At 40.2% G+C, this 16,228-nt stretch carries 13 protein-coding genes, 2 pseudogenes and 2 riboswitches; of the genes and pseudogenes, 5 read left to right on the top strand and 10 right to left on the bottom strand.

The window, feature by feature from the left end:
* Nucleotides 1–165 precede the first annotated feature (165 nt).
* The 5 genes from ACQYAD_RS03210 to ACQYAD_RS03190 all read right to left on the bottom strand — a co-directional run bounded on the left by ACQYAD_RS03210 (nt 166) and on the right by ACQYAD_RS03190 (nt 6,054).
* Nucleotides 166–3,492 carry an SNF2 helicase associated domain-containing protein gene (locus tag ACQYAD_RS03210; RefSeq protein WP_430235483.1) on the bottom strand — a complete coding sequence of 1,109 codons (3,327 nt, stop codon included), beginning with the start codon at nt 3,490–3,492 and terminating at the stop codon, nt 166–168.
* A 154-nt stretch (nt 3,493–3,646) separates the two neighbouring features.
* Nucleotides 3,647–4,036: a YkvA family protein gene (locus tag ACQYAD_RS03205; RefSeq protein WP_430235481.1), complete on the bottom strand. Its 390-nt coding sequence runs from the start codon at nt 4,034–4,036 to the stop codon at nt 3,647–3,649.
* Between the two features lie 127 nt (nt 4,037–4,163).
* The gene (locus tag ACQYAD_RS03200; RefSeq protein WP_430235478.1) at nt 4,164–4,319 is read right to left on the bottom strand and encodes a DUF1540 domain-containing protein; all 156 of its coding nucleotides are present in this window, start codon (nt 4,317–4,319) and stop codon (nt 4,164–4,166) included.
* A 108-nt stretch (nt 4,320–4,427) separates the two neighbouring features.
* On the bottom strand, nt 4,428–5,240 hold the full coding sequence (locus tag ACQYAD_RS03195; protein WP_430235476.1) for an HAD-IIA family hydrolase: 813 nt from the start codon (nt 5,238–5,240) through the stop codon (nt 4,428–4,430).
* A 4-nt stretch (nt 5,241–5,244) separates the two neighbouring features.
* Nucleotides 5,245–6,054, bottom strand: coding sequence for a sugar phosphate isomerase/epimerase family protein (locus ACQYAD_RS03190; RefSeq protein ID WP_430235473.1), 810 nt, complete (start codon nt 6,052–6,054; stop codon nt 5,245–5,247).
* A 476-nt stretch (nt 6,055–6,530) separates the two neighbouring features.
* Here ACQYAD_RS03190 and ACQYAD_RS03185 point away from each other — a divergent pair.
* The 4 genes and pseudogenes from ACQYAD_RS03185 to ACQYAD_RS03170 all read left to right on the top strand — a co-directional run.
* A pseudogene (locus ACQYAD_RS03185) lies at nt 6,531–6,776 on the top strand (calcium-binding protein); the annotation flags it as partial.
* Between the two features lie 33 nt (nt 6,777–6,809).
* Entirely contained in the window at nt 6,810–7,319 is a 510-nt protein-coding gene (locus ACQYAD_RS03180; RefSeq protein WP_430235470.1) for a hypothetical protein, read from the top strand.
* Between the two features lie 482 nt (nt 7,320–7,801).
* Nucleotides 7,802–8,629 (top strand): DegV family protein, encoded by an 828-nt coding sequence (locus ACQYAD_RS03175; RefSeq protein WP_430235469.1) that lies wholly within the window; start codon nt 7,802–7,804, stop codon nt 8,627–8,629.
* 119 nt (nt 8,630–8,748) lie between these two features.
* On the top strand, nt 8,749–9,006 hold the full coding sequence (locus tag ACQYAD_RS03170; RefSeq protein WP_430235467.1) for a hypothetical protein: 258 nt from the start codon (nt 8,749–8,751) through the stop codon (nt 9,004–9,006).
* Between the two features lie 208 nt (nt 9,007–9,214).
* Here ACQYAD_RS03170 and ACQYAD_RS03165 read toward each other — a convergent pair whose 3' ends face one another.
* The 5 genes and pseudogenes from ACQYAD_RS03165 to ACQYAD_RS03145 form a co-directional block, all read right to left on the bottom strand.
* Nucleotides 9,215–10,570 (bottom strand): amino acid permease, encoded by a 1,356-nt coding sequence (locus ACQYAD_RS03165; protein ID WP_430235463.1) that lies wholly within the window; start codon nt 10,568–10,570, stop codon nt 9,215–9,217.
* A gap of 117 nt (nt 10,571–10,687) precedes the next feature.
* Nucleotides 10,688–10,766: riboswitch (glycine riboswitch) on the bottom strand.
* A 119-nt stretch (nt 10,767–10,885) separates the two neighbouring features.
* A pseudogene (locus tag ACQYAD_RS03160) lies at nt 10,886–11,653 on the bottom strand (5'-methylthioadenosine/S-adenosylhomocysteine nucleosidase); the annotation flags it as partial.
* 279 nt (nt 11,654–11,932) lie between these two features.
* Nucleotides 11,933–12,036, bottom strand: a riboswitch (purine riboswitch).
* Nucleotides 12,037–12,187: 151 nt separating this feature from the next.
* Nucleotides 12,188–12,361 (bottom strand): Uma2 family endonuclease, encoded by a 174-nt coding sequence (locus tag ACQYAD_RS03155; protein WP_430235515.1) that lies wholly within the window; start codon nt 12,359–12,361, stop codon nt 12,188–12,190.
* 105 nt (nt 12,362–12,466) lie between these two features.
* Complete coding sequence (locus ACQYAD_RS03150; RefSeq protein WP_430235459.1) at nt 12,467–13,438, bottom strand: hypothetical protein; 972 nt, start codon at nt 13,436–13,438, stop codon at nt 12,467–12,469.
* A gap of 15 nt (nt 13,439–13,453) precedes the next feature.
* Nucleotides 13,454–15,448, bottom strand: coding sequence for a DEAD/DEAH box helicase (locus ACQYAD_RS03145; protein WP_430235456.1), 1,995 nt, complete (start codon nt 15,446–15,448; stop codon nt 13,454–13,456).
* A gap of 323 nt (nt 15,449–15,771) precedes the next feature.
* Between ACQYAD_RS03145 and ACQYAD_RS03140 the strand changes: the two genes are divergently transcribed.
* The gene (locus ACQYAD_RS03140; protein ID WP_430235453.1) at nt 15,772–16,086 is read left to right on the top strand and encodes a DUF2628 domain-containing protein; all 315 of its coding nucleotides are present in this window, start codon (nt 15,772–15,774) and stop codon (nt 16,084–16,086) included.
* Nucleotides 16,087–16,228: the final 142 nt, after the last annotated feature.

Genomic DNA, 16,228 nt, shown 5'->3' with positions numbered 1-16,228 from the left:
ACATAATTTGTGACTAAAATTTGAATATCCACTTAAACCGTTTTCTTTGTGAAGGGTTTGTGAACGGAAAAGAGGATGGTAAATTACGATATCAATTCGGATCGTAGTACAAAAGGCAATACCCGCTTAAGGGCATTGCCTTTGTCACTCGCCATATGCAAGCTGTTAGATACTCAAAATCTCCCGGATGTCTTCTTCGGTGAGCCTTGAGAGCGCCTGGTCGCCAGGCTGGATCAGTGTTTCGATCAGTTCCCGTTTGTTTTGTTGCAATTCGTAGATTTTTTCTTCAATCGTTCCTTGGGCAATCATGCGAATCACTTGGACGACATTTTTCTGACCCATGCGGTGGGCGCGTCCTGCCGCCTGTTCTTCAACAGCCGGATTCCACCAAAGATCATACAAGATGACCGTGTCGGCTCCGGTTAAATTCAAACCGGTATTGCCTGCTTTTAACGATAAAAGAAAAACAGTTGCTTCCCCTTGATTGAATTGATCCACCATTTGAACCCGTTCTTTTGACGGGGTCTGACCGTCCAGGTAAAAGAAACTTAGGCCAGCATCCGCCAAGGCCAAACGGATGATCGAAAGCATGCTGGTGAATTGTGAGAAAATCAGCAAGCGGCGCCCGTTTTCCACAGCATTCCCAACGATCTCCATTAATTGCTCCAGCTTCCCCGAGTCTCCTTGGTAATTTTCCAAAAACAATGAAGGGTGACAGCATAATTGCCGCAAGCGTGTTAAACCAGCTAAAATTTTGATCCGGCTTTTTTGGAATCCTTCTCCTTGCAGCGATTCTTTTGTTTCCGCTTGGATTCTTTCCAAATAAGCAAGGTATAATGCTTTTTGCTCTTTCGAAAGCTCGGAATAATCGACTGTTTCAATTTTATCCGGCAATTCCTTCAGTACATCCTTTTTCACCCGCCGCAGCAAAAATGGCCGTATCATTTTTGCAATCTTTTCCGGCTCCAGCTGGCGGAAAACTTTTTGGCTTGGGAAAAAGTCCGGCATGATTGTTTGAAAAATCGACCACAGCTCATCCACCGAATTTTCAATCGGTGTGCCGCTCAAAGCAAAGCACGTTTCGGTTTGAATGTCTCTTACCGCCTTCGCGGCCTTTGTTGCATAATTTTTAATCGTTTGCGCCTCATCCAAAATCATTGTATGAAATGCGTGCTTCGCATAATGCTCAATGTCCTGCCTTAAAGTAGGATAGGAGGTAATCCAAACATCCGGTACGGCAGCTTGCTGCAGCATGTCCATTCTTTCTTGCGGTGCGCCCGCCACTACCTCCACACTTAATGATGGGGCAAACTTTTGAAATTCATTTTTCCAGTTATAGATCAGCGATGCTGGCGCCACGATTAACGCTGGCTTCACTTGCTTCGTTCTTTCTTTTTCCGATAAAAGAAACGCAATGCTTTGCAGCGTTTTACCAAGCCCCATATCATCTGCTAAAATCCCCCCAAACTGGTAAAATTTCAGCATGCTTAACCATTGGAAACCATAATTCTGGTAGTCTCTTAGCTCGGCATGAAGCGATTCAGGCACCTCGAATTCGAGTTCTTCCGGGTTTTTGATCCGGTTCAACAGGCGACGGAACTGCTTTCCATATTTGACATTGCCTTGATTTTGACCAGCCAGCTCTTCCAACTGCATCCCTCGATATAATGGGAGCTTGAGGGAATCTTTTTTCAAGTGTGATGGTTTAAGATGAAATTCAGCCATTATGTTTTGAATCGTTTGGAATTCCTCTGTTTCCAACGATACGAACGCACCATTCGGCAGGCGATAAAACTTTTTCTTCTCCACCGCGTTTTGCAAAATGTTTTGGATATCTTCTTCGCCAATTCCATCCATTGTAAAACTTATATCCAACCAGTTGCCCGATGAATCAACATCAACAGTCGTAACGGGTGCGTGCTCTTTTGGAAAAATAACCGATTTTACCCGATTCGTTAAGTAAATCTCTGCCTTGTCCTCCAGCTGCGGGAGTGTTTCAAATAGGAAATCAAACATTCCTTCTTCCTCGTTAACATAGAGCAGTTCTCCGTTGAATTTTAGATCAGCCGACTCCATTAGATCCATAATCGCCTGTTCTTTTTCAGCATCACGCACGATAATCGTGCTTTTTCCGTTGTTTTCATTGGAAGGCTCAAACGGATCGATTTTGTTCTCACCGTAATGGTATTCTAGCGAGACATGAAGCAAACCATCCACATGATCCACAAATACCTTTGCTTCTAAAGGAAACTTCATGATTTGGTTTGAAATGGAGCTGGCAATCTTTAAATTTCCTACCGTATTGATCTTCGGTGCCACATGCGTAAGAAAGGGCTCAATTTGGTTCTGATCAATTGGCAACAGCGGATTATTCGTTTTGGCCACTAATTGGGTTACTTCTTTAATGATGGCTTGCTGCTTGATGGTAAGTTTGTTGAAAACATTGTCCTTAAGGACATATCCATAATGCTCTAAATAATCAAGAAAGAGAAATTCGGATAAATCGAGTTGAAATCCAGCTTGTTTTCCTTTATCAAGTTGAAGTGCTAAAGGTAATTCGCTATCCCTTAGCTCGATTTGATCAAACGCATTATCGCGATTTTCAAACCGAACATTTCCTTTTTCTAGCAATCGCAACACTTCGTCGGCAATCATTGGCGAAAGAATCAGATAGCGCTCATCGGTCGACGAAGCATAATAGAAATGGGAAGATTGCAATTCCTGATAAATTTCTTCCTGCTTCAATGCATTTTGCAGCAATTGAATGATTTCTTCGTCTTCCTCGATAAATTTGTGCTCCGTCGGATCATACGTAAAATTTTTCGTAAAAACGTACTGGTTTTGCGCTTGAATAGTTTTTAAAAACTCTTTTATTTTTTTCACCACATACGGGCGTTTTAAGCCAACTTTCATTTCAATGGAAATCATCGGCTTCCCGGTATAATATGGTTTGGTGATCTTACAAATCCATTCCACCAGCAGTGGTTCTTTCGGTCGATTGGGCGCTGAATCCACCGTTTCTTGCCGGGAAAGGGCAAAACTTTGGATAAACTGCTCTGTCAGTTGTTTGACATATTGATTTTGCCTTTCTTGTTGCTGCTTTATTAGTTCCCGCTGCCTTTCTTTCATCAATTCCCGTTGCCGTTCTTGATCCCTTTCCTGTTGCCGAACATACATTGAATAAGTCTCGGAATCTTCCGAATTACTTGACTCACTATCCAGGATTTCAAGGAGCACGGCCGTAATATGTTTGCATGGATGCCAATATTGATCAAACGCCGGACAATTGCAATCCCCCTCGATCCCATCTTCATTAATTCGAACCTCAACCTTATAGGTCTTGGATCCCTTTACTTTTGCATGCCAAATTCCCCTCGAAAAATCAAAAAACAAATCTCGTACACGACCCTGTCTAAAATAAGAATTGCCGCGGCGATAAATTGCATCCGTAACCAAATCCTTAATCGTTCTCTCCGTTAATAAGTTTCCCACTTCTTACCCTCCATTGGAAACACGGGGATGGTTCGTGCGTTTCCGGCTCTTCACTCTTTTTTCCATAATTAAATAGAAACACAGTTCAAAGGAGGATTCAACTCCCATTTTGTTCTGTTCATAGTATAATTATTTCCAATCTTTGTAGACTTAATCAAGTTGTCTTGTTTAAAATCAGTACAACGATCCAATAAAGGATCCCTGCCCAAAGCAGCAAAATGATTGCTCCTGCAACCCAATTTTTCTTTTTCACTTTTTCAGACTTTTCCACTTTTTCCCGACAGTCCTCCAGGATCTCTTTCGGAATTAATTTTAATACGAGCATGATTCCGAGTGGCAAAAGTATCAGATCATCCAAATAGCCAAGCACTGGAATAAAATCCGGGATTAAATCAATCGGGCTGAAAGCATATGCCACAATCATGACCGCCAGTATTTTAACATATAACGGCGTCGCCGGATGTTTATATGCCTCTACTAAAACAAAAAGATCCTGCTTGAGCTTTCTTGCTTTTGATTTTAAATTAGCGAATGTTTTTCCCATACCGTTCCTCCGCAAAAATAGTTTGTTTTCTATTAGTATAAGTTTTTTTAAAAGAATTTGAAGCCAAATAACGGCAGAAAAAAACTGGACGATTTCTTTACGTCCAGCTCAAAAGAAAGTTCCCTATTTATTCTCGATGTTCAAATGTTTTGCAAGCTGTTTCTCCGACATTTGCTGCTTTTTCGCCGTGGAGGCCGATGATATAGATGGAATCCGCAACACATTGGTCCCCGTGTGCCCAGTATTTGCAGTTTTCAACATCACATTTTACTTCCAATTTCACGAAGTGCCACCTCCCTCATGAATGTTGTTGTACCACTGGTTTGCGCACTCCCTCCTTTCGAAAGGTTGTTTAGTTTCATACCCTTTTTCAGGAGAAAATAAGCAATTTTTAAATGGAAATCGAACGCCTTCTCCTTCTTTTTGAAAAAAAGATTTCCAAGTTTTCTACAATATAATCGGGAAAGATTTTTACCCTTCCAACATCTTCTTTACAAGATGATCCTGTTAAAACAAGGCAAGTTCGGAAATTATCGGCTTTTCCCAGCATAATATCTGTTTCGAGGCGGTCGCCAATAATCAGGCAGCGATCGGCCGGAAGCTGCAATCGTTCAAGCACTTTTTTGGCATAAAAAGGTGATGGTTTCCCAACGACATGATCAATTGGCCTGCCGGATGCAGCTTCAATAGCTCGTGCAATCGCCATCGTGTCGGAGATATATCCGCCGGGAACTGGGCAAGCTGGATCGGGATTGGTCAAAACGAGGCTTGCGCCATTGCGAACCGCATTCATTGCCAGATTCAGCTTCTCGTACGTAAAATCACGATCCATACCGACAAGGACATGTGTTGCCTTCATAGGATCCTTCGTCGCATGAAGTCCTATATGACTCAGCTCTTCCTCAAGCGCTTTTTCGCCAACGACAAAAATAGAGGCCTGCGGATGGTTTTCCTGAAAATAGAGAGCTGATAGAAAAGTCGCTGTCAGCACTTCTTCAAGATCAGCCGCAATCCCCATTCGAATTAACCGCTTTTGGCAATCCGCTCTCGTTAATGTCGGCGAATTTGTAATAAATAGAATTTTTTTGTTCGCTTCTCTTAAGTGATCAATTGTTTCCTTTACACCGGGCAAAAGTTGATCCCCTACATAAATCGTCCCGTCTAAATCAAAGCAGAATGCATCAAAATCATGAATATTTACCAAACGATTACTCCACCTTTTGTTGCAAAACCTCTTTTAATAGAAGTTCTTTCCCATCTCGCAGTTTTTCTAATGATGTTTTTGGAGCATATTCTAAAATTAACTGACAATGGTCTGGCACCTCTTTCATTGCGGAAAAAATTCCTTCCCATTGAATGGTTCCTTCGCCAATTGGTAAGTGTTCGTCTGCTTCTCCGTTATTATCGTGTAGATGCAGCGCCAGAAGTCGACCTTTTGTTTCCCTTATCAGCTTGGGAATATCCCAATGATTTAAATGGGCGTGTCCCACATCAATTAAGTACCCAACCGTCTCATCAAAGGAATCTAGAAATCTGGTGAATTCCTCTTGAGTGAATAAGGAGCTCCCATTATATCCGACATTTTCGATCACAAGTTTCACATTTAAAGGTTTGGCGACTTCGGCTAACCGCTGAATTGATACGATTGCCCGTTCTTTTGCAAGCTCCTTATTAAAAACAGGTGAGAAACAAAAGCCAGGATGAATGACAACATGGTCTGCTTCAATCATCGACGCAAACTCAATGGCTTTCTTATATTCGCTAAAAGATGCTTCGCGAATCGCTTGATTTTCACTTGTTAGATTCGTATCCCATGCTGGCGGATGAACGGTATAGCCGACAGGCAATGCTTTTAACTTCGGGGCAAAATCAGCAAACAGCCGCTCCATTTCATCCCATTTATCGCCATCCATTAACAATTCAACTTTATCCGCGTCCATAGCAATTAGTTTATTCATGTTTTCGAAAACATCATTCGTAATCAGCGGTAAATCCGAATAACAAATTTCTTTTTTCATACGTCATCACCCTGTTTTTTTATTTTTCAGAACTTCGTACAGTATCTAATTCTTTGTATGCTTGCACTGAATGAAAAGAAATAGAAAAATCTTAAATCAAATTCCCTTCATCCATTCGATTTAAGATCTCTCAATTTGTAACCGTATCTATTCAGTTTATGGTTTTATGATAATCACGAATTATTAATAGAATATTAAATGCAAGTAAACTTTTGTAAATCCTTAAGTGAATAACAGCAATTAGTTAAAATGAATTTTTAACTGCTACCTTTTGACATTGCTGATATAATGAATAGGGAAGTCTATGTGGAAACCGTTAAATGACAATGCTATTAATTTGGATGAGGTGCCATAAAGTGGCTGAAGACTGGAAAAAAAGAGTCGGTGCAATTCTAGGGATTGAAGAAAATTACAGTGAAGAGAATCTTCCCCAAGTTACAGATACAACACTATAACTATACTTTCATTATTTAAAAACCCAATTAGTGTTTCCCTTCGAAGCAACTTATAGCCGTGAAGTTGGACCTTTTGCAACAAAGGAGAACCACGTAAAGGTGATCAAGCTAACGGAAGATTACGATGATTTTTACGGAATAATTTGCGAAGCCAAACAAGGTAGAAAAAAGCTGTACATCTCTATAGCAGAATTAGAGCTTAGAGAAAATGATTCGAATTTTACTTTATTGGATGACTATAATGACTGGTTTTGGAATTATCGATAAACTTTGTAGCAAAAAACGAAAGGATAAAACTAGATGAATTCACTTTTAACCATGTTAACAGAGAAAGAATCGAGGCAATTATTACATATTATTGCTGAAGAAGACCTCTCTCTTGCAAAAAAACTTGAGGAAAAGGTACAAAAACACCTACTCAAAATCAATGTTGATTCGCTTGCTGCGGAAGTATACCAGGCATTAGATAAATTGACGCTAGATGATATTTATGAACGGCCTGGATCCCGCCGCTTTAAATATGTCGAACCAGCAGAAGCTGCCTATGAGGTAATTGAAGAGACGCTTAAACCTTTTGCAACCCAAATGGATCGATTTAAAGGTTTACATATGTTAACAGAATTTAAATTGTTTGGATTGGGATTTTTGAAAGGAGTCCAAACATTTTTGAATGAAAGTAATTCTGAAATCATTGAACATATTTCAGATGACGTATATGAATGGCTATACGGTTTATTGATGGCGTATAAAAAAAAGTCGAAAGCAACTAACGAACAAATAATAATTGAAGAATTGCTACAAATGATCTAGACCTTCCTTTGTATAGAGGGGATTCAATTTATTTAAAAATGCAGAATCCTAGCCATTTCCGCTAGGATTCCAATCAATGCAATACAGCTAATATGAGTGATTAAATTTTTTATTCTTTTTAAACACCGCACCCACTCCGCCATAAAACCCGATAATCACAAGAGAAAACTGGACAATTTTTTAGTATAACCAGTAGTTTGCAACTTTATTGAACTCTGTATATGTATGCATTTTCAATATAATTAGGAACTTTCAGCTGAGCTATATCCCGTTCTGCAATTAAGAGTTCCCCATCGTTGAAGTCTTTTTCTACCATGTTATTTTATCCACTGTAACAGCTCCTTGTTTTAATCCTATTTTAGCAGTATTCCTATTTATTTTTCCCTTAATCTCAAGTTGTTTACAAATTATTCTCCGTTCCAACCCACATAGCTACATTACACTTTGAACTGTTATACTGAATTCAAGGGGGTTTTGTGAGAATGATTAAAATCATTACTGACAGTTCGGCAGATATACCATGGGAATTGGTAAGACGTTATGATCTAACAATCGTCCCGTTGACGGTTACAATTGAGGGGCAGGACTATTTGGAAAAAATCGATTTGACGCCGGAACAATTTTTTACAAAAATGTTTGCTGCGGATGAACTCCCGAAAACTTCCCAGCCATCACCGGCTGTTTTTGCTGATACTTTTAGTAAATTCGAGAAAGATACAGAACTGTTATGTTTCACCATTTCGTCCGGATTGAGTGGAACCTATCAATCCGCATGCATTGGAAAAGAGTTATCCAATGCAAATGTCACCATTTTTGATACACTGGCCGGATCAATTGGTCATGGAATGCAAGTGATCCGTGCGGCTGACCTTGCAGAAAAAGGGTATTCCATTCAAGAAATCATTGCAGACTTAACCGTTTACAGAGAAAAGATGAATATTCTTGTTTTGCTGGACACATTGGAAAATATCGTAAAAGGAGGGCGCCTTAGCAGGTTTCAAGGTTCATTAGCCAAAATCCTCAATATTAAGGTTATTTTAGAGCGAGTGAATGGAGGAAAAGTGGAAATCCTTGAAAAAGTTCGCGGAAAGCGTAAATTGCTTAGTAGAGTCATTGAAATCATTGAAGAAAGAGGGATGGACTTTTCCACTGTCACTTTTGGGATTACTCACACTGGCAATTTAGATGAAGCCGAAGTAATGAAGCAGGAACTCCTGAACCGGTTTCAGCCAAAAGAAGTCATCGTAAATGAGATGGGAGCGACCATGGGAACCTATGCTGGGAAAAACGGGATGATTATCGCCTTCTAAAAAGATAAAAAAAGCTCGGCTGTATTAAAAATCAGCTGAGCTTTTTCTTTTTACTTGCGTCAACCTTACGGGATGACAGGAATTCGACTTCCTTTCCGATGAATTCGACGCACTTTCCAATGAATTCGACGCACTTTCCGGTGGAATTCGACGCACTTCCCGATGAATTCGACGCACTTCCCGATGAATTCGACGCACTTTCCGATGAATTCGACGCACTTCCGATGGAATTCGACGCATTTCCGATGAATTCGACGCACTTTCCAATGAATTCGACGCACTTTCCGGTGGAATTCGACGCACTTCCCGATGAATTCGACGCACTTTCCAATGAATTCGACGCACTTTCCGGTGGAATTCGACGCACTTCCCGATGAATTCGACGCACTTTCCGATGGAATTCGACGCACTTTCCGATGAATTCGACGCACTTTCAGATGAATTCGACGCACTTTCCGATGAATTCGACGCACTTTCCGATGAATTCGACGCACTTCCGATGGAATTCGACGCACTTTCCGATGAATTCGACGCACTTTCAGATGAATTCGACGCATTTCAAGAAGAATTCGACCTACACACTACTTATTCTAAACTAGCAACCATTTTTCTTTTTGCAAAATACAAAATAAACAATACGATAAACCATACAGGTGTCAGCAATAAGGCGGCACGAGTTGATTCAGCAAACAGCATGATCGCTAAGATAAAAACAAACAACGCAAGGACAACATAGTTCATAAATGGTGTTAAAGGCGCTTTGAAAATCGATTTTTTTCGTAAATCCGGGCGTGTTTTTGTATAGCGTAAATGTGAAACCAAAATGATTCCCCAGACCCAAATAAAACAAATGGCGCTAATCGTTGTCACAATTCCGAAAGCCTGCTCCGGAATGATTTTGCTCAAAAGGGCGCCAACAGAAAGGACGATAGCGGAAGTCACCAAAGCGTTGCTCGGGACTTTATTCTTATTTAATTTGGCAAAATTGGCCGGCCCTTCTTGATGGATGCTTAAGTTATATAAAATCCGGCTCGTCGAAAACAAACCGCTATTGCATGCCGATGCTGCAGATGTTAAGACAACAAAATTAATAATACCTGCGGCAATCGGAATCCCGACTAAACTGAATGTTTTGACAAACGGGCTTGTTGCTGCATTTAATTCGTTCCATGGGTTAATCGTTAAGAGAATGAAAAGTGCTCCCACATAGAAAAACAGGATTCTTACCGGAATCTTATTAATGGCAGATGGGATGTTCTTTTTCGGATTGGAAGTTTCCGCAGCTGATACACCGACTAATTCAACCCCCACAAACGCAAAGACAACCATTTGGAAGGAATATAAAAACCCGGATACCCCATTCGGAAACATGCCCCCATAAGACCAAAGATTTTTCACCGAAACCGATCCTGCTTCTGTTTTAAAGCCGGCAATAAGCAAAACAACACCAATACTAATCAAAACAAGAATCGTAATGACTTTAATGATAGCGAACCAAAACTCTAACTCTCCAAAAAGTTTGACTGTCAATAAATTAAAGCCCAGCAAAATAATTAAAATGACCAACGCGGGAATCCATTGCGGAATATTAAACCAATATCGTACGTACACCCCAACAGCGATAATATCCGCCATTGCCGTCATAATCCAGCAAAACCAATACGTCCATCCTGTTACAAAACCAGCCCACGGCCCGATATAATCGGTGGCAAAATCCGTAAACGATTGATAGCCGGCATTTGATAGAAGCAATTCACCTAAAGCCCTCATGACGAAGAAGACCGCAATTCCGACAATCAGATAAGCGAATAAAATAGAAGGCCCTGCCAATTGAATTGCTTTACCTGATCCTAAAAATAAGCCTGTCCCGATCGTGCCCCCAATCGCTATTAGTTGAACATGCCGATTTTTTAGATCTCTTTTTAGCTCTTGCTGTGCCACGTTTCATTCCCCCTTAATGATAGTGTAAAAAAAAAAAGAGATTGGTATGCTCCAATCTCTTTCGACGTCAGAATAGAAAATCGTCTTATACTATCCGGAAGAATAGCAAAACAATCTTCTTATACTTCTGTCCTTTTGCCTGAGATTGTGAACCCTTCGGCGCCGCAAAATTTGCGGACTCTCCAGAAATTGCTCCCGCTATAGTTTTTCCCCATAACGATCATTGCATGTTTAAATCATTGTACGATAATTTTAAATTCTAGCATATTTGTTCAACGGGTCAAACCCATTTGCTCCCATACGGAAGTCTGGACCCTATTTTTCTTTTTTTATTGAAGCGATATATTTTTTCACGACTTCGTAAACAAATTCTTGGTTAGCTACTGCGGTGTTCGGGTTGTACTTGCCACCGTTTGTTTTATTATTGGACAGAATCCGAATATCCAAAAACGGCACATTATACGCTTTAGCCATTTGCGCGGCTGCAGCCCCTTCCATCTCTTCAGCAGAAGTACCATATGTGGTATGGAACCAGTTAATCCGGTCCACTTCATTGTTCCAAACGTCTGCAGAACCGATTGTCCCTTCTACCACTTTCCCCTTTGTGTATTTCTCTTTCACCGCATTTGCAGCTGCAAGCAGGCCGCTATCACCATCATAGTAACGGATTTTTTCAGCATTGGCATCGGACCCGCTTCCTTCAGAAGCCATTAAGTCCATTGGAATCCATTGAGACGGATCCATTCCTTGGTTTTTATCTTTCGGTTCAGTTTTTAATGAACCGATATTGGTTACCCTTTTTCCTAAAACAATATCAAATACGTTTAAATTCGGATCGTGCCCTCCGGCCGTCCCTTGGTCGATGATGGCAACCGGGTTGTATTTTTCAATCGCAAGCGTTGTTGCAGCTGCTGTATTCTCCATCCCTTTCCCTGTTTTAACGACAATGACAGGGTATTTATTTAAAGTTCCTTTGTAAAACACAAAATTCCCCGATTGTTCTTGCTTTACTTTTTCTAACCGTTGAGCAAAATTTTCAGCTTCGATTGGCATGGCCCCTTCAATGATGATCGGCCATTGGGCGCCTTCAGCTTTCGTTGGCTGTTGAAAAGCGGATTTTTCCACTGCAAACGATAGCAAAAGGACAACAACTGCTGCGAGCAAGACAGAATTCCATCGCATTTTCTTTTTCAAAATAACCACTCCTCCCACTGTTGTTCGTCACTCGATGAATTTTTCCCAAATAAAAAAGTCCAGAAATGTAGAAATCGTTTCTACCCCTCTAGACCTACGAAAGTTAAAGTATTGATAATTGGGCAAAATGATATGCCAATTATGAACTGGCTGTTTCCAAAAAACAGACAGCCAAATACTTCACCCCGTAGTCCGGTTCTTTCATTGGGAACCAGGTAGAGACGCTCAGACCATATTACCGAGCATATACGAGTTATGATATTTAAGATTATTACTTTGCTAATATAACAAATTTACAATCGAGAATCAAGCAAAATATGAACATTTATTAGAAATTTTATCGTAATGTTCGTGTTAAAGGGATTAAAGGGTAATTGGATTGAACAAAAAACACCTCCACATTGGTGAAGATGTTCCAACCCGCTACATTTTCCGCTTAGAAAATTCAAGAAATATTCCGAGCTTTAATTGCAGGTTTTCCGATACCCTTTGATGCTTTGTTGAGGGAGATGGTGACATATAAACAGTCCCATCAATATATTCGAACCTGTTTTCGCTTGTTTCCCGCATCTTTAGAAACTCGTCGAATGAGACCATGTGCTTCTCAGCTAATCCCATTTTTCCATCCCCTTTTACCTGCAGATTTGTCATTTATTTTACCATATGGCGAATTTACAGATTCAATCCATCATCTTGTCAAACTTAAACCATTGCCGTTTCGACACGCCTTTCAAAAAACTGCTTTGTAATTGGATTATAGTAAAGTATTCTTTGCGTGTGGTCGCTCCTGAATTCAATAGCCACTTTAAATTCTAACAGCGGAATAAAATACAAAATTCCATTATCCAGCCGTATTTCCGTTTGTTCATGGTATTTGTTGTAAATATCCTGCAGCTGCTTGTCCCGTTCAAGTTCAATCGCAGCAGACTTTGCTTTTATTTCTTTTTGCTTCTCCTCGCTAAGTCCTGCTCGTCTTCCCCGCTTTTCATTTTCCGCTAGTAGATCCATATAATAGTTTGTAATTCTCATGACATCTTTTTTGTAGGCAACTGATTGTGATTCAGTATTCTTTTCTTGTTCTGCCTGTTCTTTCAAAAAATCGGTAGCGATGCTCAATGCTTTGGAGAGATCTATTTGAACGGGTACCGGATAGGTATACAGCGGCTTTTGCTTATAGACAATGCGATTTTGCTCTTCCTTCATTGTCAAGCTAATTTCACCTGTCAGTAAATTCACCCAAACTTGATCGGTCTTTTCCATTTTTTCATCTGAAATGTAGGATAGTTGATAATTGAACACCGCCCAAATTCCCAAAACTGGCCTTTCCTCTTCAATCTTGATCCGGCCATGCTCATTTAGCAGGAACTCCGAAATTTTTTTCAAAGAGTTACCGACCTCTAAGCGCTCGACCTCCGCAAAGCGGAGCGTGCTCACTGCCTGTTTTTCCAAAATGACGAGGACTTGCTCCAATATATAACTTCCAAATGTCACAAATTCAGCCTCCGGATTTTCTTGAGCCACTTCAAAATCAAAGGCTAGTAACATTTCCGACCGGTTTTGAAAGTAAGATGTATAAGGTTCAGGAATGAGCACACTGCACAACGCATATTCTAGGGGCTCGACGATCCCGCCGATTTCCTCCATCACTTCCGTAACAAATTGCTGCAATTGCATCGTAACACCTCCATCTTAGAACAAATCCTGATCTAACTGCTTTTGCTTTGCCAGCTTTTGTTTATTTTCAAGAAGCACTTGGCCAATTTGATCCAGTTCAGATTCCACTTCTTCCATTGATTCAGCATTTACCCAGGCATTCATCACCAGTTCCGAAAAATCTTCCTTTTCTTCAATGTCACCGAGAATCGCATCGACCTCACCAACGACCAGTTCAAACATGTTAATTTTTCGATCCAATAAATCCAATATATAGTACTCAATCGTGTCGCTGGATGCGAGGTTGTAGACATACACATCGCGTTCTTGGCCAATCCGGTGAATCCGCCCAATTCGCTGTTCAATCGCCATTGGATTCCATGGCAAGTCAAAATTAATCATCCCGTGACAAAATTGTAAATTCCGCCCTTCTCCGCCTACCTCCGTACTAACGAGCACATCTGCCTTTTCGCGAAAGTAAGCAATTTGCTCTTCTTTTTCCTTTCGGCGCAAGCCGCCATGAAACTCTGCCACTTGAAAGCCACGTTCTTTGAGCATTTTACTTAAATAGGCCTGTGTTGAAGCAAATTTTGTAAAAATAAGCATTTTATCGTTAAAACGTTCGAGGATCGCGACAAGTTCATCAAGTTTGCTGTTCTTTTCACCGTTGTTTTGAACAATGGCAGTGGCTTGGTGAAGAAATCGGTCAATTTTTTTGCGATCAAATTCAGATAATTTGCCGTTCACTACAAGCCTCTCTAAGGAAGGAACAACGGCAACCATGGAACTGCCGATTTGCTCTTGAAGCGTTTTAAGCAAAAAACGGTTGAAGACAGGATGCTGCTTGTTGTAATACTGGCGAATAAAGTTGCTCATGTCATCATAGAGAAGCTTTTCTTCTGTTGAAAGAGCAACGGTTTTCGTATAGGCAAATCGTTTGGTAAACTTGACATCGACATTGCTGCGTTTGTTGCGGATCATCACATCCGCCAGCAAGTTCTTCAATTTATCGGCATTCTTGACCTCTATTCCATCCTTGCTTTCAACGAAATTCTTTTTAAAATAGCTATACGTTCGTAATTGCCCAGGTTTTAACAGTGTGATTAAATTGTACAGTTCCTCGAGATGGTTTTGTACAGGGGTTGCCGTTAGCAGGAAAATATATTTTTTGTTAATTCCGTTTACAAACTGCCATTTCTGTGTCGCCCTGTTTTTTAGATGGTGAGCTTCATCGACGATCACTAAATCATAATGCTGCGCAAAAATGGCTTCGCGGTGATTTTTGCGTTTCGCCATGTCGATGGATGCAATTACTTTTGGGAAGTATGCCCATGCTTTTTCTCCCATGTTTTTAAAATCGGCATGATCTGCCCGGATAAAGTCTTGGTTAAACTTCCTTTTCATTTCATTTTCCCATTGACCAACGAGTGAGGGAGGAACGAGAATTAAAACTTTCTTGACCAAGCCACGCATAATATATTCAAGCATCGTTAGCCCGGCCTCGACTGTTTTGCCAAGTCCCACTTCATCACTTAATAATACACGCCCTTTAAAGCGGTTAATAACTGCTTTTGCGGTATTAATTTGGTAGTCAAACGCCTCAATTTCCCGGACATAGGGCAGACAAATCAACTCTTCTTGACTGGCAGCGACTTTGAACGTTTTGGAGATTTGGTACAATTGAAACCATTTGTCGGGATGATTCGAAAAACCGGCTAGCGCGCCTAACACCTCTTTGCTGTGTTCTTTATTAACTATTTCTTTGCCAAGAGAGTCGCTAGTTATGCGAACAGGAGGTGTTACGTAGATTCTGCCGTCATCTGTACATTCAATGGCTAACACTTCTGATGAATACGGAGAGAAAAAACCTTTGATTCCTCTTCCTTGCAGCAGCAATTCATTCCAATCAATTGAGAACTTCCGGCGTACGCCTTTGTCATTTTCCATTTCAAACGACTGCCCGGCAATATCGATTTTTTTAAAAAAGTGGATCAACACCGGATCCATTTCCATCGCATTTAAATCAAACAATTCTCTATTCACTTTAAATAGGAGCCTGTCCAAATCGTTCACCCGCTTCGCTGAAACAATGTTTTTCTACAACATATTATATCATTTATGAGGCCAAATCTCTTTCACAACGATTACTTGAGTATCAAACAATATCCAAGAAAATGTTAAAAATTCATGAATTTATAAACACTTAACCCATTGTTTCCCTTTGATATTATTACCATTATGGATAATTTGTGGTATTCTATTAAAGTGGAAAAGCGAAAATTTATACATAGGTCTTATTCCTTTCAATAATCTTTACACGCTTTTCCTAATAATTGATAAAGGAGGTTTCGGTAATGAAAGCTTTGTTAAAAAATTCTGGTGGTGTAACAAAAGAAGTAAAAGTAGGATTCAGCTGGACAACTTTCTTCTTCGGCTTTTTTCCAGCCTTATTCCGCGGTGACTTAAAATGGGCTGCAATATTGGTTGTAATTGAGCTTGTGTTGGGGTCATTTACCCTTGGCATTGGAGCTTGGGTAAGCGGTGTAGTATTTTCCTTTGTTTACAATAAAATTTATATCAAGGAATTGATTGAAAAAGGATATCAACCTGCTAATGAAGAATCAAGAAGATTACTAGAAAGTAAACAAATCATTTCGAAAACCGCATAATACACTGACTGAAAAGAGGAAAAGCTTTCTCTTTTCAGCCTTTTTTAAACATCTGGGAATTATCTCCAAAAACATACTCATTATTTCGATTAATACTACCATGAAAATGATCCTCTTGAATGAGTTCCTTTCATTAGTTTTG

The organism is Neobacillus sp. SM06 (assembly GCF_050496765.1).
Lineage (GTDB): Bacteria > Bacillota > Bacilli > Bacillales > Cytobacillaceae > JAEVLT01.
This window is presented reverse-complemented; position numbering and strand designations above follow the sequence as displayed.